Raw genomic sequence first — 18,028 nt, forward strand, 5'->3', positions numbered from 1 at the left:
CCTCCAAGTCTCTACCTTAAGTTTAGCAAACTTTTAAACAAATTCAAAAAATCGTCTTTTAACCGTTAAATTGCGACCACTATTATTTTGCCTGCAAAAAGCACAACAAAGGCGTGCGACTGTGCGCACGCCTTTGTCAAAGAACTTCGGTTTGAAAGCTAAGATCAAATGTTGACTGGCATTCCCAATGCAAGTTCAGCGTCATCCATGATGGCTTCACCCAAAGTTGGATGTGGATGGATCGTCAAAGCCAAGTCTTCAGCATTGAGGCCGGATTCCACCGCAACGCTTAACTCAGAGATCAAATCAGAAGCGCCAGGGCCAGCAACTTGCGCACCGATGACAGTGCCTTCAGGGTTGGTCACTAAGCGAACAAACCCATCCGTTTGATCCAACGAAATTGCCCGGCCATTGGCGGCAAATGGGAACTTCGCCGCTTTAGCATCGATGCCTTGAGCCTTAGCTTCTTTTTGCGTCAACCCGACAGTCGCCAATTCTGGATCAGTGAAGCAAACCGCAGGCATTGCTTTATAATCAACTGCCGCAGCCTTACCAGAAATCGCTTCTGCAGCCACCTTGCCTTCATAACTGGCTTTGTGTGCTAAAGCTGCCCCAGGGACGATATCGCCGATCGCGTAGATATTCGGCACACTGGTACGGCCTTGGTTATCCACTTTGATCAAACCGCGATCAGTCGTTTCGATCCCAACGATATCCAAGCCCATGTCAGCGGTGTTGGGGCGCCGACCGACAGTGACCATCACATAATCAGCATCGATCGTCTTTTCAGCGTTGTCAACGGCATAAGTGACCTTGACCCCGTGATCGGATTCAACCGCTTCTTTTGCCATCGCACCGGTGATCACATCAACGCCGCGCTGCTTGAAGGAATTGGTGACTAACTTGACCATATCTTTTTCAAAATTCGGCAGGATCGAATCCGTACCTTCCAGAATTGTCACATGCGCACCTAAGTTCGCATAGGCACTGGCAAGCTCAGACCCGACATAACCGCCGCCAATGACGACAAATTCCTTCGGGACTTCTGGCAAGGATAACCCGCCAGTCGAATCAACGATCCGCTTGCCAAACTTGAAACCTTTGATTTCGATTGGATGACTGCCAGTCGCCAAAATCAGGTTTTTGAACGTATAAGTCTGCGCGGAGTCTTTTTGCATGACCCGCAGTGAATGATCATCCTTCAAAAAGGCAGTGCCCCAAACGACGTCGATCTTGTGCTTCTTGAACAACATCCCCACACCGCCAGTTAAGCGCTCAACGACTTTATGCTGTTTCCAGTCTTGCGTCTTGGCCCAGTTCAAAGTAGCGCCTTTGCTTTCAACCCCAAAGACCGAACCGCCTTGTGCTTCTTGGAAGGCATGTCCCGCGTTGATCAATGCCTTTGACGGGATACAGCCAACGTTCAGGCAAACGCCACCAATGAAGGTATTTTCGATCACAGTGACCTTTTGGCCCATTTGTGCCGCACGGATCGCCGCCACATAGCCACCAGGGCCGGCCCCGATCACAACGGTATCTAAATCAATTGCAAAATCACCAACAACCATCCTTATCCCTCCATCAACAGCAGATCTGGATCTGCCAGCAGTGTCTTCAGTTCATTCAATGCCCGCTGAGCCATTGCACCATCGATCAAACGATGGTCATAACTCATCGAAAGCTTCAACATGCTCCCAACGACGATTTCGCCATCTTCGTTGACATAAGGTTCTTTGGCAATTTTACCGACCCCTAAGATCGCGACTTCAGGCTGATTGATCACTGGTGTGAACCAACCGCCGCCAATCGAACCAACGTTAGAAATCGTCATTGAACCGCCAGACATTTCCTTGGCCTTTAACTTACCGTCATAAGCCTTTTGGGCATTTTCTGAGATTTCTTTAGCGATCGCAAAGACTGATTTACTATCGGCATTCTTAATCACAGGCACATACAAACCATGATCGGTGTCTGTGGCGATCCCAACGTTGAAGTAATGCTTATAAACGATTTCATCAGTACTGTTATCGATTGACGCATTCAAAGCCGGGAAGTCACGCAATACGGTGACTAACGCTTTAACAATATACGGTAAGAAGGTCAACTTGATACCCTTATCGGCAGCATAGGCCTTGTACTTCTTGCGGTGCACCATGAGCTTAGAAACTTCAACTTCATCAAAGCTCGTAACGTGTGGGCTATTGGCCTTAGAAGCCAACATCGCCTTGGCGATCGCCTTGCGTGTTGGCGTCATCTTTTCACGAGTTTCAAGTTCAGCAACATCTGCATCAGGCACATATGGCTTCACTGCTGGTGCAGCAGGCTTAGCTGCCGGAGCAGCAGCTGCGGCAGGCGCAGTTGCTGCTGGTGTTGCCGCTGGGGCAGGCGCCGCTTGGGCACCACCGTTCTTGAATGCATCAACGTCTGCTTTAGTGATGCGGCCCCGATTGCCAGTACCAGGCACTTGAGAAATATCGATGCCGTTATCCCGCGCGTATTGCCGCACTGATGGCATCGCTAGGATCTCGCGATTAGGATCACTAACCGCTGGTACACCAGTGGCAGCAGGAGCCGGTTGGACAGCCGCAGCAGCCGCAGGTGCATCCGGTGCCGTTGCAGCTGGGGCAGCGGCTGCATCGTTATGGCCAGGCGCATCCATTTCAACCATCACATCACCAACAGTGGCCGTTTCCCCTTCTGGGATCAATACCTTGAGCACTTTGCCGGTGACAGGTGATGGAATCTCTTCGACAGACTTATCGCTTTGGACTTCGACCAGCGTGTCGTCTTCTTTGACTTCATCGCCAGGCGCAACGTGCCATTTAACGATTTCGCCTTCAGCTAGGCCTTCGCCCAGTTCTGGCATTTTGAATTGATACACACCGCCGGCTGGCGCTGCTGCTGGTGCTGGCGCTGCGGCCGCTGAAGCAGCAGCTGCTGGTGCGGCGTCTGGGCTAGCGGCACCGGAACCATCATCGATTTGGACCAATGCTTGCCCGACAGTGGCGACTTCGCCTTCTTGGACTAAGATCTTCAGCACCTTACCAGTAACCGGTGATGGGATCTCTTCAACAGATTTATCATTTTGAACTTCTAAGAGAGTATCGTCTTCTTTGACTTCATCGCCAACGGCAACATGCCATTTAACGATTTCCCCCTCAGCAATGCCTTCCCCGATATCAGGGAGTTTGAATTCATAAGCCATCTTGGCACCCCTTTATATATAGTAGCTTTCCATCGATCCAACAAGCGGTGATCCCGCTATCCTAACCGATCAGAAATTGACCGTTTCCCGGACTTTATCTTCAATATCCTTGGCGTTAGGCAACCAGGCACTTTCTGCCTGGCCAAATGGGAATGGCGTATCTGGTGCCGCTACCCGACCAATTGGCGCTTCCAAGGACAAAATCGCACGCTCAGAGATCTCAGCGATCACACTGGCAGCGACACCGCCCATCCGTTGGGCTTCTTGAACGACGACTGCCCGGTGGGTCTTTTTAACAGAAGCAATGATGGTCTCCACATCTAATGGTGCCACCGTCCGTAAATCAATGATCTCAGCGTTGATATTATCTTTGGCCAATGCATCGGCGGCTTTTTTCGCTTCACGGACCATTGCACCATAGGTAATAATCGACACATCTGTCCCTTCTTTAGTCACGGCTGCTTTGTCTAACGGCACCGTATAAGCGTCATCAGGCACTTCTTCGCGGAAAGAACGGTACAGCTTCATGTGTTCCAAAAACAGCACTGGATCATTGCTGCGAATTGAAGCGATCAAGAGGCCTTTGGCATCATATGGATTGCTTGGTACGACGACGCGCATCCCAGGAAATTGGGCCACGAGACCTTCAAAGTTATCAGAATGCATTTCCGGCGTGTGCACACCACCGCCAAAGGGTGCCCGGATCGTGATCGGCATACTGCGCGTGTCACCCATGCGATAGCGCATCCGTGACATTTGCCCGCCAATTGAATCCATGACTTCAAAAATGAACCCATAAAATTGGATTTCCGGAATTGGCCGCCAGCCAGTCAAGGCTAAACCAATGGACAAGCCACCGATCCCAGACTCGGCTAAAGGCGTATCAAAAACGCGATCTTCACCATGCTTGGCTTGCAAGCCATCGGTAGCACGGAAGACGCCGCCGTTTTTACCCACATCTTCGCCAAATACCAGTGTCTTCGGATCAGCAGCCAATTCTAAGTCAAGCGCATTGGTAATCGCTTGAATCATCGTTTTTTGTGCCATATTAGTTCGACTCCTTTGCTTGGTATTGTGCGAGTTGTTCAGCAACGTTTTGCGGTGCTTCTTCATACGTATCTTTCAAGAAGCGCGAAACCGTTTGCTTAGGCGCTTGATCAGCTTCACTGATCGCAGCTTTGATGTCGGCTTTGGTCTTTTCGATCAACGCATCTTCTTGTTCTTGACTCCACAAACCTTTTTCAGTCAAGTAATTACGCATCCGGATCAACGGATCACGGTGTTGCCACAAATCATCGGTTTCTTTGGAACGATACCGGGTCGGATCATCCCCAGACAACGTATGCGGACCATACCGATAGGTCAAAGTTTCAATCAGCACTGGGCCATTGCCGGCAGCAACGAATTCCCGGGCTTCTTTCATGACTTCATAAACGGCTAAGGCGTCCATCCCATCCACTTGGATCCCTGGAACACCCATTGCCACGGCTTTTTGCGCCAAAGTAGCGGCAGCAGTTTGTTTTGCCCGCGGTACTGAAATCGCATAACCGTTATTTTGGACCACGAAAATAGCTGGTGCTTTAAAGGCTCCGGCAAAGTTCACGCCTTCGTAAAAATCACCCTGAGACGTACCGCCATCACCGGTGTAGGTATAAGCGACTTCATCCGCCGCATTTTTCTTCAAACCTAACGCCACGCCAGCAGTTTGCACGTACTGTGCACCAATGATGATCTGTGGCGGCAAGGCATGAAAATCTTCTGGATATTCATTCCCGACCACATGTCCACGAGACCACAGGAATGCTTTGGCAATCGACAAACCATGTTGGATCAATTCCGGAATGTCACGATAACCTGGCAAGATCCAGTCGCTTTTCTTCATTGCATAATTAGACGCTAATTGAGACGCTTCTTCACCAGAAGTCGGTGCCCAAAAGCCCAAGCGGCCTTGGCGGTTCAATGCGGTCGCCCGTTGGTCAAGGACGCGTGACCACACCATTTGCGACATCAATTCCACCAGTTGTTCGTCGGAAAGATCCGGTAAAATATCCGGGTTAACGACCTTACCGACTTCATCCAAAATTTGTACCGTTGAGAAATCTGCGGCTTGGTTTTTCAACAATTGATCAAAGTCAACTGCAGGATGCTTTGCCATATTCAGAACCCCTTTTCATTGTTATCTGTTGCAATCTATAGTGGAAACTGTATTACTAATCATTCCTACGCTTAAACCTTAACACATGGAGAAAAGACGTGCAAGCGTTTTAGGGCACCGGTTTCCTACTGATTTTTGCCGGTTTAACAACCGTGAACAGATTCACGGAAAATGTCTGTACAGGAATAAGCACATTCATAAACAGTTACAACGCTTTCAATTTCACAAACTCGTGGTACATTCACAAACTTTTGGGTTAACAATTTGATGATCCCGCCTTTGTATTTCCGGTTTAACATGTGGTACGTTTCACAGCTGCGTAGCTGTTACTATAACAGCTGCCAGTATCCAGACACCCTTGTCTCACTATGCTTTCTTCCAGCATAGCGAAAAGCCCCCTTTTGAGGCAAATTTTATGGCTGAAAAATGTTACAAAGCACATTCAAATTTTCATACAAAAAAAAGACCCGCATCGCGAGTCTTTCCTGCAAAATTCATATCAAGCGCCACGAGACTGGGTCCTGGTTGTATTGAAACGCCACTTGTTTCGCGTGGTGTTGCAAATGGCCAACCAGGGTCATGTGGGCATTAAACGTATCGATCCAAGCCACGACCTGCCGCGTCACAAGCTGCGTGATCTGGGTCAAGTGTAAGCCAAAGCGTGCTTGTCCTACCCGTAACTGGAACTTGCAAGCAGTGATCAATGCGATCACGCCTGACAAGCATCCGATCCCCGGGTTAGTCGTCAAAGCAGCGCCAAGATGAACGAGGGCAAAACGCTTGGCGCCGGTTGCCAGCACTGTGGTTTGGGTTTCGCTCAGGATTTGGCTGCCGGCGATCACCTGATCATGAGGCAAGGCAATGTGCAACCCACGCAACAGCCAAGCTAACGGCCCCTTTAAAACGGCTTGATCAGCCGGTAAGGCCACATCCACTGGTACGATGCTGCCAGCAGCTAACCACAAAGTGTCGCCTGGGACAAGGTCGCGCACCAATCGCGGGCGGATCAGCCCTTCACGAATCACCAAAACTTCTGTGCGGTCATTGTCAAAACGACTCAACACCCGCTGTACGCAGAGGTGCGCCCCCACTAACAAACTCCCTAACACCATCAAAACGACAACTGCCGCTTGCATCCCTGCGCTTGCATCCAGCAAGCAGGCCCCGCCCAACGCCACTAAGAGCGCTGGTGCGATGGCCAAATGCGGCTTTTTCATCGGCAAAGCCTCTGGCAATGCCAGCTTTGCTTTTTGGACTTCATAGCGGGTCAACCCGCTGTTTACTTGCATCAACATCAACAACTCCTCTCTTCCCAGAGAGGCTTGCGATGCGCCTATTGACTGATTAAATCAAATGGTGGCACAATGACAAACCTTCCGGGATCTGCATTGTCGGGACTACCGCCATCAATCGCTGTTTGTTTCATGTGCTCACCACCTTTCATTCACTCACCGTCGTGCGGATCAATAAAAAAGCGCACACCGAAAGGGTATGCGCGATCTTTGCATCCCAATCGTTTAGTTTTAGCACTATACGCCTAGAAGTAACCTTCAGCTACGTTAGCACAAGCCTTTGTAGACAAGCGCAGTTGACTCATTGGCATCTCTGGATGTTTCTGAGCAGCAGCATTGTTCGTATAGGAGCCTCACCTAACGGAAAGCACCATATTTTGATTCAACCTCACTGTATCAGGTTCCTGCTAACGTGTCAAGGCATGAGCTTACTTTGCAGTCTAGTCGCGCTTGTCGGCTTGTGGTAAAGTAGACTACAGCAAGTATGTATGGAGGAATAGCCGTGTATTTAATGAAAGATATTACTCGCGACGGCGAGCCGGTTTTGCGCCGTACTGCTGATCAGGTGCAATTTCCACTATCAGCAGCCGACAAGCAATTAGCACATGATATGATGGAATATCTTGTGATCAGCCAAGATGAAGAAGCCAACAAAAAATACCATTTGCGTCCTGGCGTCGGCTTAGCCGCCCCGCAAGTTGGCGTAGGCGAAGCCATGGCCGCCGTCTTAGTACCTGGGCCGGAAAACGAGATCTTGTTCAAAGAAGTGCTGATCAATCCTGTGATCATCAGCCACAGCGTGCAAGACGCAGCCTTATCTGAAGGTGAAGGCTGCTTAAGCGTCGACAAAGACGTCCCCGGTTATGTGGTGCGCCATGATCGCATTACCATCCGCTATCAAAACCTAGACGGAGAAACCAAAAAAGTCCGTTTAAAGAATTATCCAGCGATCGTTTGCCAACATGAAATCGATCACTTGAATGGCATCTTGTTTTATGATCATATCAACGAAAAAGAACCGTTCCACATGGACCCTAATGCCGTTTTGATCGACTAAATGTACCACCTGCGCCTACTTAGATAGGCGTATTTTTTTGACCCAAAAAACGGCACAACCAGCAATGGCTGCGCCGCCCACGATCCAGTTTTCATTTGCGTACGACCCTAACAAAGCGCTTATTACTGATCAAGGGTGCGCTGGTGGCGTCCTTCCACCAATCGTGCCACCATCATTGAACTGGCAATATTGCCAGTCGAGTTCAACAAAGTCGCTGGTACATCGATGATCGTTGAGATCACGATCAGCAGCGGGATCGCATCAGTCGGATAGCCAAACATGGTCACGATCAAAGTCTCAGCGATCATCCCGCCTACCGGCACCGCGCCCATCACCGCACCCACGAAAAAGCCGCCGGCAATGATGGCCAAGATACTGGACCAGCTGGTGATGTCATGGCCAAACAATAGGAACAAAAACGAGACCTTAAAGACACCGCCGATCGCTGAACCATCTTTGTGGATGTTGGCCCCTAAAGGGATCACTGTGTCAACGATATCCGGCGCCAGGCCGATCGCCTTAGCCGCTTGCAGATTCACTGGGATACATGCCGCACTGGAGCTGGTGGCAATGGCTGTGATCGCCGGAATGCTGACATGGCGCCAATAAGCGCGCACCCCAGAACGGCCATTGGCTAACCAAGCATACAAGGTCATGACCCCAAAGAAGTAAACCAATGTGAGGCCAAGATATAAGAGAAAACTGCGCAAATAACCGCCAACGATCTGGCTGCCTAACGTTCCGACGACGCCGGCAAAATAGCACGCCAAGCCAAACGGCGCGTACAACATCACATAATGCACGGCTTTGAGCACTACGGCATTGCCGGCCCCAAGAAACTGCCGAAACGCTTCGCCATGTTGGCCGCTGGCACTGGTGGCAATACCGATCAATAACGAAAAGACGATGGTCGCTAACATATGTGATTTCGATAGCAGCTTGCTAAAGTCATCGACGGTAAACAACTCAACGAGTTGCTGCAGCACCGGAATATGACTATTTTGCCCTTTCACCCCGCCCATCATGGCCTTTAATTTTGGCAAATCGCCGCTTTGAATCAGTGGAAACAACCGCACACCGATGTAGCCGATCACGGTGGCCACTAATGCGGTAAACAAAAAGACGCCCACTGTGCTGGCTAAGATCCGCCCTAGCCGCGCCTTATTACCCATTTGCCCGATCGCACTGGCAATGGAAAAAAAGATCAACGGGATCAGCAGCATATACATCAAATTCAAGAAAAGTTCACCAAACGGCTGCAAGACAATGGCCTTTTCACCCACGACGGCCCCAACGACCCCGCCGATGACGACCCCGCCCAATAAAAGGAAGGTATCGCGATAATTGCGTAGAATTTTCACCTGACATTAACCTCACTACTAAAAATTTAATCGTTAGTTAATCTTACCCGCTTCTGTACTGGGACACAAGCACCGCTGCGAGATTTCAGCAAAAATGAGCACAAAAAAAGTCGGGTCTACACCCGACGCACGTCTTCAACATATTCTCGGGTCGCGGCATTAGTCACATACGCAATATCGATATGGGTCAAGGCATCCCGCGTCCACCAATCTGTGATCACTAACCTGGCCAGCGCCTCTGTTTGCGGGATCGCCGGTACAGCTTTCAACGCGGTGGCAAAAGCGGCTTGACTCACTGGCGGCTGCGCGGTTGGCAAAGCATATGCAAACGCCATGATACCATGACCCCAAACATCGGCAACCGGCTGTGAACGCAACGGATCCGGATATTGCCACCGTAAATCATGTAACACTTGGGCCACCACTTGATCACATAGGTGTTGATTGCGCCGCATCAACACCTTCATGGCGCGCTTGCGGCGTGCCAAGCGCCACCAAAAAATCACTATCAGCCCGATCACAACGATTGCGATGCCTATCACCCACCACAGCATGGCGTGCCCTCCTTGGTTTGTTTACCTTCTATTATACCTTATTGCATCCCTGCGCGTCTTATAGCGTCGCCGACGGGTTTATGCTAAACTGTTAATAACTGTTGAAATCATCAACAAATGACCGGCAAATGCAAGTTCACCCCTTCATCAGGGGCGATTTTTGCGTATTCGAAAGGAGTTCATTATGATCTACAAAGTATTGTATCAAAAAGACAAGGTGGTCAACCCTCGCCGGGAAACCACGCAGACGCTTTATCTTGAAGCGCCATCCGCAATCGAAGCACGTGCCTTGGTGGAAGCTAACACCCCATACAACATCGAGTTCGTGCAAGAATTAAGCGGCAACTTCTTGGATTACGAGAAGCAATCCCCAGATTTCAAGTTAACGGAGTTTTAAACTAAATGAAACTCAATGTTAAAAATAACGAAACCGCCGTTTTTGCGATCGGTGGTTTAGGTGAGATCGGGAAAAACATGTATGGGGTCCAATTCCAAGATGAGATCATCGTCATTGACGCGGGGATCAAATTCCCAGAAGATGATCTGCTTGGGATCGACTATGTCATTTCCGATTATTCCTACCTCGTCCAAAACCAGGACAAGATCAAAGCCTTAGTGATCACTCACGGGCATGAAGATCATATTGGGGGAATTCCTTACTTCTTAAAGCAAGTGCCAAACGTGCCTGTTTTTGCGCCGCCATTAGCCGCGGCGTTGATTCGCGGCAAGCTGGAAGAACATGGTTTGTTGCGCTCAACAAAACTTGAAGAGCTCAAAGAAGACTCAGTTTTGAAGTTTGGCAAAGTCTGGGTCGACTTCTTCCGCACCACCCACAGTATCCCGGATACTTTAGGCGTGGCCGTGCATACCCCACAAGGCGTGATCGTCGAAACCGGGGATTACAAGTTCGACTTAACGCCAGTTGGTGATCAACCGGCACCTAACTTGCAAAAGATGGCCCGCTTAGGTGAAGAAGGCGTGTTGTTGTTGATGAGTGACTCGACGAATGCCGAGATCCCTAACTTCACCAAGTCTGAGCGGTTTGTTGGCCATTCGATCCGCCACATTTTCGACGGGATCGAAGGCCGGATCATTTTTGCCACCTTTGCGTCCAACATCAGCCGGATCGCCCAAGCCGCCCAAGCCGCCATGGATCATGGCCGTAAGATCGCAGTCTTTGGCCGTTCGATGGAAACCGCAATGGTCAATGGCCGTGAGCTTGGCTATTTGGATATTCCAGATGACGTTTTAGTCGACGCTCATGAGTTGCACAAACTGCCGGCCGGCGAAGTGATGATTTTGTGTACCGGCTCGCAAGGCGAACCGATGGCGGCATTGTCACGCATCGCCAATGGCACTCACCGTCAGATCTCGATTCAACCTGGCGACACGGTGATCTTCTCGTCCAACCCAATCCCTGGCAATACCACCAGCGTCAACCATGTCATCAACGAGCTGGAAGAAGCCGGCGCGGAAGTGATCCATGGTAAAGTCAACAACGTGCACACCTCTGGCCATGGCGGCCAAGAGGAACAAAAGTTGATGTTGCGCTTAATGAAGCCAAAGTATTTCATGCCGATCCACGGCGAATACCGGATGCTGAAGATCCACACGGAACTGGCACAAGAATGCCACATTCCTGAAGATCACTGCTTCATCATGGAAAATGGGGATGTGTTAGCTCTCACCCCAGATTCTGTCCGGCGCGCCGGACATTTCCCCGCCAATGACGTTTATATTGACGGCTCTGGTATTGGCGATATCGGCAATGCCGTGATCCGCGACCGCCGCACCTTATCTGAAGAAGGTCTGGTCGTGGTCGTGGCGACGATCAATATGCAAAAGCAAGCGGTCCTTGCCGGTCCCGACTTACTTTCTCGCGGCTTCATTTACATGCGTGAATCTGGCGAATTGATCAATCAAGCGCAACGGCGTGTCTATCGCACGATCAAGAATACCTTTAAACAAAATGAGAAAGTGACTGAAGGCATGCTTAAAGATGCGATCATCAGCAACTTGCAAACTTTCTTGTTTGATAAAACAGAACGGCATCCCGTGATCTTACCGATGCTGATCTTGTTATAAGGGACTTAGCTTTGGCCCACCTGTGCAACCACAGGCGGGCCAAGGCTATTTTTTGATGCAAAAGCCCCTTTGCCCGCCGTGAATCCAGCACAAAAAAAGTAATTGCCCACTTTCTTTTTTGTTTTCGGGCTTGCGCCTTATTGTTTTCTGCAAACCTTGCCGGTATAATCGTATTAGTGTTTTTTAGAAAGGGGTCGCGTATGCAGGCAGGGTTCTTCTACATCATCTTCAACCCCGCTGCGGGTTCGGGTACCGCAGTCGAGGTATTCAAGAAGATCAAACAAGTTTTAGATGACCGTAAGATCCAATATGAAATCAAGGTCTCCCGCTACTCTGGTCACGCGATCCAGTTAGCCAAGCAGATCGGGAGCTTTAACCAACAAGCTGGCGCGGTGATGTTGGTCATTGGCGGCGATGGTACCTTGAACCAAGCCATCACCGGATTGCGCCAAACTCGAAATCCGCAAATGCCAGTTGGCTATATTCCTGCCGGCTCAGGCAACGATTTTGCCCGTGGGATCGGGATGTCACAAGACCCCATGGTTGCCTTAGAGCAAGTCTTACAAGCGAGCCAACCGATCGTGCGCGACATTGGTCATTACACCGAGAAGACGCGCGGTGATACCGGCTATTTCGTCAATAATGTGGGCGTCGGCTTTGACGCTGCCGCAGTTGCAGCGACCAATCGCAGCCGGTTCAAAAAAGTCTTGAATCGCCTGCACCTTGGCAGTCTAGCGTATATGGTCGGCGTTTTGACGGTATTTTTCTCCCGCAAACCTTTTCCAGTCGCCGTTTATGTAAATGGCAAACGCACCTACATCCCGCAAGCATTTTTGGTCACCACCACCAATCATCCCTACTTTGGCGGCGGCGTGCGGATCCTACCATCAGCAAAGCCCACCGATGGCAAATTAGACTTGATCGTCGTCGAGCACCTCAACACCCCCTACTTTCTTTTTCTTTGCTTGCAACTGTTATTAGGCCGCCACACCCACTATCGCCGTGTGCATGTGTTTGAAGCAGCGCGCATCGAATTGGAGACGTCATCTTTAGAGTTCGGCCAAATGGATGGCGAAGAAATGGGCTCTCGACCTTATGAATTAGCTTTCCGCGTCGAACAGCAAAAATTCTGGGTCGATTTGACTTAAGGCCAGCCCCAAACCAGGCTGAGCCACCAAGCGATTTTAGCCCATAAAACAGCGCCTTGAGGGCACGATTCGGTTTTAGAATCGCGGTCCCAAGGCGCTTTTGTCATGGGCATGACTTGGTCACGTTTTGATGATGGCCTGTTTGAACGCACATCCGCGCAAAAAAGCAGCTGAGTGTTCACTCAGCTGCTTTTAGCTTGGGATCTGATTTGATACAAGCACCAAACCATTTCCGGCTTATATGTTGCCCGGATCACGCACTGTGCCCCAGGCACAAATGTCCCGGCACTCGCCACGGTAAAACGCGCTTGTGTACTGACAAAATCGGTATACGCCTGGGCTTTGCTGCCGGCATAACCTATGGCTACCTGCAGATCATGGGCATCCAAATAACTGCGCAATAAGTTTTCCGTGGCTGGATGGACCACCGCTTTTGCCAACTGGTACGCGGGATTTTCAATAATACACATCGGTTTTAACGGCAACGCAAACACCGAACGGAGCTTCAACTGCTGCCAATACTGATAGGCCAACTCGCGCCAACCAAAATCCGGCTGCTGACTTTGATAGGCTGCTGGCAGCAACAAGGTGTCGCCAACATAATCTTGCAAATGCGCGATCAAGGTATCGAAATCGTCATGCAGTTGGATCTCGTATTCCGCCGGCAATGTGGCAGCAGCAGCATAACTATCCGTTGATTTTGGTCCTAACGTATGCACGATCGTCATGTCCAGGCCTCCTAAAAAGCGCGTGCCGCAATCAAGCGCTGGCGCTGCCAGCGGCATTAGAAATAGTCAGAAAAATAAGGCTCATCCATCGGGATAATGTTTTCCAGCACCTTCAAGGCCGCTTTGGACGCCTGCAGCCGTTCGATCTTCGCCAAATAAGAAGGCCGGCGATAGCTCATGAGCATGGTCGTCAAGGTCTGGATGTCTAACGTGACTGCTTCGCCCACTGGCCGCGTGGTGACGTTGACTTGACCACTTTCGTCCCACCATAACCCAAAGGTGCGGTTATTCCATTCTGCCAACGGATCTGACACCACAAAATGCAGCGGCTGGCCGCTTTCAGCAAAAGGATATTCTTGTAAGAACTCGGCCACATCCACGATCCGTGCCATGTAGTATGGGTGGATCGTTTGCTTAATGTCACCGTCTGCCAGCAGGAAATGCAACGGTTCATTTTTATAAATATTGCCGCGCACCAATTCCACCATGGAAAAATGGGCGCTGACGAAATTCCACAAGCCAACACGGGCTTCTTGGGTATTATAAACCATTTCCTTAATGTGAAAGACTTCTTGGGCGATCCAATACAAAACATACCCTTGCGGCTGGTCGTCAGCATCATAATACACGCCGGCGATCCGCTCTTCTTCATTTTCCCAGCGCCAGTATTCATCCCAATTCAACTGGTTGCGGATCATCGCCCCGTGATTGTGCAAGGCATACGTTTGATACGTCGCGATCACATCCGGGTCATCGATCTCTAAGCGTTCGACGTGCCCTGCAACTGCCACTGGCTTAGGCAATTGCGTGTCTTTGACTTCAAAGGTCAAATGATCCGACATGATCTCCCAGCCTTTTTTACGGTAAAACGGAATACTATATGGGTACAAATAAGAAAGCCACTGTTTGTGCGCGCGCATATGCTGCAGCGCCAAGCGCACCAGATCATGCATCAACCCATGGCCGGCGTATTCAGGATAGGTCCCAACTCCAGTCAAGCCGCCCATCTTGACTTGGCGACCGTGTAGATTCACGACACACGGATAAATCGCCAATTGTGAGATCAATTGATCCTCATGAAACCAGCCGATCACATCAGATTTTTCTAAAACCGGGCGTTTAGCGCGTTCGAGTTCGCCTTCTTCGTAGCCGGATTCTTCGACTTCTTTGGCGGTGACCTGAAACACATAGGCTAGAAGATCATTGAACTGCTCCAAGTAGTCCAGCGTCACGGGCTTGATGGTCAAGTTTTTGCGTATATTGTCGTCCATCGCCGACTTTCACTCCTTTTGGTAGGGTCAATTCACTGTGGTGCTTGCGCCTGGGCAAAATCTTGCGGCCGTGTCGTTCCCATGCCGATCATTGGATCGATGGTTTGACTGGCAATCAATTCTGCTGTTAAGACATATTCTTTTGGCGGTGTATCAGTATGCTTATTATCCGGTTCGGCTTCGGGGCTGTCAACCACCGGCATCACGGTTTGCAAGCGCGCCACTAAGCTCGTTTTGCGATTGTCTGCCAGACTCTCCACTGCATACTCAAAAGCGCGCGGATCGCCTAACAAGACCAATGACCGGCTGGCGCGGGTCACGGCTGTATACAATAAGTTGCGCCGCAACATGCGGCGACTGCCCAACGTAAGCGGTAAGATCACCAAGTCAAACTCACTGCCTTGCGCCTTATGGATCGACGTGGCATAAGCCAAGGTAAACTTGCTAAAATCCGAGCGAGTATAAGTCAGCTCATTGCCATCAAAATCGATGACCAGCTCCGGGTTCTTCGACTCGGCTTCTTTAGCTGGAATGATCCCAGTCACAATGCCGATTTCACCGTTAAAAACATTTTGTTCCGGATTATTCACCAACTGCAAGACTTTATCGCCGATCCGATAATGTTTATCCCCAAACTCGGCTTCTTTGCTGCGATCGCTTTTTTTCGGGTTCAAGATCTCTTGTAACAAGTTATTCAGTTGATCGATCCCTGCGACCCCGCGATACATCGGTGCCAAAACTTGCATTTGCGCCAAACTGAATTTGCCTTGGGCCTTAGCAACCACTTGGCCCACGACTTGCGCCAGTTGATTGGGCGGGCACAAAATGAAACTGCGATCCGGTTGCGGCTTTTGCCAATCCGGCGGCAAATGACCGGCGTTGATCGCATGCGCCAAAGTAATGATCGAGCTTTGGGCATCTTGGCGGTGAATATGCGTCAGCTCTTGGGCAGGCAAGGTGTGACTGCTTAGCAAATCGGCAAACACTTGTCCTGGGCCAACGCTGGGCAGCTGGTCTTTGTCCCCGACGAGAATCAAGCGGATACCGGGATGCAAAGCAGCCAACAACGTGCGAAACAAATACGTATCGACCATTGACATTTCGTCAACAATCAATAAGCCGTCAGGAAGTTCTTTAGGCTCATAATCATCGCTATCAACAGCCAAACCTAATAAGCGGTGGATCGTGCTGGCAGGCAGATTCGTGGTTTCAGTCATGCGCTTGGCTGCCCGTCCAGTCGGCGCGGCTAACATGATCGGGAAGGGCTTATCTTTGTCCTGATAGGTATTCACATCCAAAGACAAGTCATTGAGCTGTGCATACGTGCGTACGATCCCATTGACGACGGTGGTCTTACCGGTCCCAGGACCGCCAGTGAGCAAGAAGATCCCTGAACGCATGGCAGTGACGATCGCATGGGTTTGCGTGTCATCATAAGTGATGCCGGCGCTTTTTTGCACCTTTTTGATCGCTTTGTTAACGGCAGACTCGGCAGGCATCTCAAGATCACTGCCTAACCGTTTAAGGCGATTGGCAATTTCAAACTCGGCATCGTATAACTTCTTGGGGAAAATATGCTGTTTTTCCGCTACGATCCGATCGGCTTTGGCTAAAGCCACGATGGCATCCGCGACTTTTTGCGGGGTGATTTCTTGATTGCGCGCCCCTTCAAGCATACCGATCGTGCCGTCTAACAAGACGTCCAGCTGGACATAAGTGTCACCTTGGCCTTCAGTCATTTCATTGAGGACTTCCATCGCCGCGCCTTGTAAACGAATCGGCGCATCAGCGGCAATATGCATCTTAGCGGCGATCGCATCGGCGCGCTTAAAGCCAATGCCTTCAACATCTGCGATCAAGCGATAAGGATTTTCTTCGATCATCGATAAGGCATCCGTGTCATATAGCTGATAGATCTTAGCCGCCATATTAGCGGTGAAGCCATAATCATTCAGCCCGATGATCACTTGCTCCATGCCCATGTTGGCCTTGAGGTTATCGATCAATACCGCTTGTTTATCGGCTTTGAGTTTCAACGGCGCCAACACGCTAGGGTCTTTTAAGAGCTGATCGATCGCCGTGACGCCTAGCAGATCCACAATTTTCGTGGCAGTTTTGGCCCCAATGCCAGGAAACTTATCTGAACTCAAATAGCCGATCAGGCCTTGTTTTGAGCTGGGCTTTTCCACTTGGTAATTATCGGCGGCAAATTGCTGACCATATTTGGGATGGTTGACCACATGCCCGGTGAAGCGATAAGTCTCGTCTTCTTTGACATCCCCAAAGGAGCCTGTCACTACGATTTCCGCTTCTGGCCAAGTAATGTTAGTGGCAGTGATCGTGATCAACAAGATCTTGAAGAAGTTATTGGGGTTTTGAAAAAAAATGCTTTTGACCCGCCCAGACACGGTTTGCGGTTCGTCAGTCATCAGCGGCTCCTTGCTGCTTCAAAAAGCCGGCAATATCGCGCACTTGAGCGGCTTTTTGATCATAACCGGCCGGGTCGCGGCGCTTGGCCTCATCCAAATAGGCACTGCCATCTTGCCCCATACCGGAAAGTGCCATCCCGTAAGTGAACAGCACTTGGGCATTATGGGTCCGCAACTGCGGCTTCAAACGTGCAGCGGCTTCTTGAAACGCGCCTAAGCCTAATAACAATTCGGCACATAGCAAACTGGCATCCAACCGCGCCGGATTCGCGTCATAAGCGGTCAACGCAAACGCCAAGGCTTTTTGCGGTTGTTGGGCTTGTTGGTAGCTTAACGCCACCATGTACTGGGCATCTGCTGCCATGGCATTATGCTGGTTGACCAGCTGCTTGAAATATTGCACCGCCAGTTGCCAATTGCCTTGCGCAAACTGTAATAAGCCAAAGTTATAAACTAATTCCGCATCATTGGGGAATAATCCGATCGCCTGCATCAACAGCTGCGTGGCTTCGTCATAGGCCTTAATGGCGATCAGCATCGTGGCTAAAGTGGCATAACGCTTAGGGTCTTTGGGATTATCATCGATTGCTTTGACCGCTTGGTGAATGGCTTCATCATGTTTGCCATGATTGAACTCAGTGACCATATTCTGCTTCGTCATGTTGACTGCTATATAAAATGTGGAAGAATGTCTAATGACACTAGTAAAGGATTATATTTTTCCTTTCATAGTTGTACATTCA

At 50.1% G+C, this 18,028-nt stretch carries 15 protein-coding genes and 1 riboswitch; of the genes, 4 read left to right on the top strand and 11 right to left on the bottom strand.

The window, feature by feature from the left end; all coding sequences use genetic code 11:
* Nucleotides 1-164: 164 nt before the first annotated feature.
* From lpdA to EKM91_RS05105, 5 genes are all read right to left on the bottom strand, one after another.
* A complete protein-coding gene (gene lpdA, locus EKM91_RS05085; protein WP_125750739.1) occupies nt 165-1,568 on the bottom strand; it encodes a dihydrolipoyl dehydrogenase in 1,404 nt (467 codons plus the stop codon).
* A gap of 2 nt (nt 1,569-1,570) precedes the next feature.
* Nucleotides 1,571-3,205, bottom strand: coding sequence for a dihydrolipoyllysine-residue acetyltransferase (locus EKM91_RS05090; protein WP_125750742.1), 1,635 nt, complete (start codon nt 3,203-3,205; stop codon nt 1,571-1,573).
* 69 nt (nt 3,206-3,274) lie between these two features.
* Nucleotides 3,275-4,252, bottom strand: a complete 978-nt coding sequence (locus tag EKM91_RS05095) for an alpha-ketoacid dehydrogenase subunit beta (protein ID WP_125750745.1) — start codon at nt 4,250-4,252, stop codon at nt 3,275-3,277.
* Between the two features lies 1 nt (nt 4,253).
* Complete coding sequence (pdhA, locus tag EKM91_RS05100) at nt 4,254-5,360, bottom strand: pyruvate dehydrogenase (acetyl-transferring) E1 component subunit alpha (protein ID WP_125750749.1); 1,107 nt, start codon at nt 5,358-5,360, stop codon at nt 4,254-4,256.
* 494 nt (nt 5,361-5,854) lie between these two features.
* Nucleotides 5,855-6,655 (bottom strand): hypothetical protein, encoded by an 801-nt coding sequence (locus EKM91_RS05105; RefSeq protein WP_125750752.1) that lies wholly within the window; start codon nt 6,653-6,655, stop codon nt 5,855-5,857.
* Between the two features lie 206 nt (nt 6,656-6,861).
* A riboswitch (M-box (ykoK) riboswitch) is annotated at nt 6,862-7,024 on the bottom strand.
* Nucleotides 7,025-7,154: 130 nt separating this feature from the next.
* Between EKM91_RS05105 and def the strand changes: the two genes are divergently transcribed.
* Nucleotides 7,155-7,709: a peptide deformylase gene (def, locus tag EKM91_RS05110; RefSeq protein ID WP_125750755.1), complete on the top strand. Its 555-nt coding sequence runs from the start codon at nt 7,155-7,157 to the stop codon at nt 7,707-7,709.
* Nucleotides 7,710-7,831: 122 nt separating this feature from the next.
* On the opposite strand, the gene EKM91_RS05115 is transcribed toward def, so the two are convergent.
* The gene (locus EKM91_RS05115; protein WP_125750758.1) at nt 7,832-9,070 is read right to left on the bottom strand and encodes a dicarboxylate/amino acid:cation symporter; all 1,239 of its coding nucleotides are present in this window, start codon (nt 9,068-9,070) and stop codon (nt 7,832-7,834) included.
* Nucleotides 9,071-9,186: 116 nt separating this feature from the next.
* Entirely contained in the window at nt 9,187-9,624 is a 438-nt protein-coding gene (locus tag EKM91_RS05120; RefSeq protein ID WP_125750761.1) for a hypothetical protein, read from the bottom strand.
* A 184-nt stretch (nt 9,625-9,808) separates the two neighbouring features.
* Here EKM91_RS05120 and EKM91_RS05125 point away from each other — a divergent pair, with 184 nt between their 5' ends.
* The 3 genes from EKM91_RS05125 (at nt 9,809) to EKM91_RS05135 (ending at nt 12,857) form a co-directional block, all read left to right on the top strand.
* Entirely contained in the window at nt 9,809-10,021 is a 213-nt protein-coding gene (locus EKM91_RS05125; protein WP_125750765.1) for a DNA-dependent RNA polymerase subunit epsilon, read from the top strand.
* 5 nt (nt 10,022-10,026) lie between these two features.
* Complete coding sequence (rnjA, locus tag EKM91_RS05130; RefSeq protein WP_125750768.1) at nt 10,027-11,709, top strand: ribonuclease J1; 1,683 nt, start codon at nt 10,027-10,029, stop codon at nt 11,707-11,709.
* 200 nt (nt 11,710-11,909) lie between these two features.
* A complete protein-coding gene (locus EKM91_RS05135) occupies nt 11,910-12,857 on the top strand; it encodes a diacylglycerol/lipid kinase family protein (RefSeq protein WP_125750771.1) in 948 nt (315 codons plus the stop codon).
* 182 nt (nt 12,858-13,039) lie between these two features.
* On the opposite strand, the gene EKM91_RS05140 is transcribed toward EKM91_RS05135, so the two are convergent.
* The 4 genes from EKM91_RS05140 to EKM91_RS05155 are packed head-to-tail and all read right to left on the bottom strand — an operon-like array spanning nt 13,040 to nt 17,946.
* Entirely contained in the window at nt 13,040-13,585 is a 546-nt protein-coding gene (locus tag EKM91_RS05140; protein ID WP_125750772.1) for a hypothetical protein, read from the bottom strand.
* 56 nt (nt 13,586-13,641) lie between these two features.
* Nucleotides 13,642-14,856: a GNAT family N-acetyltransferase gene (locus EKM91_RS05145; RefSeq protein ID WP_125750775.1), complete on the bottom strand. Its 1,215-nt coding sequence runs from the start codon at nt 14,854-14,856 to the stop codon at nt 13,642-13,644.
* A gap of 32 nt (nt 14,857-14,888) precedes the next feature.
* Entirely contained in the window at nt 14,889-17,285 is a 2,397-nt protein-coding gene (gene recD2, locus EKM91_RS05150; RefSeq protein ID WP_125750778.1) for an SF1B family DNA helicase RecD2, read from the bottom strand.
* Nucleotides 17,278-17,946 (bottom strand): tetratricopeptide repeat protein, encoded by a 669-nt coding sequence (locus tag EKM91_RS05155; RefSeq protein WP_125750782.1) that lies wholly within the window; start codon nt 17,944-17,946, stop codon nt 17,278-17,280. Before EKM91_RS05155 ends, recD2 begins: the two co-directional genes overlap by 8 nt.
* Nucleotides 17,947-18,028: the final 82 nt, after the last annotated feature.

Source organism: Lacticaseibacillus baoqingensis (assembly GCF_003946165.1).
Taxonomy (GTDB): Bacteria; Bacillota; Bacilli; order Lactobacillales; family Lactobacillaceae; genus Lacticaseibacillus; species Lacticaseibacillus baoqingensis.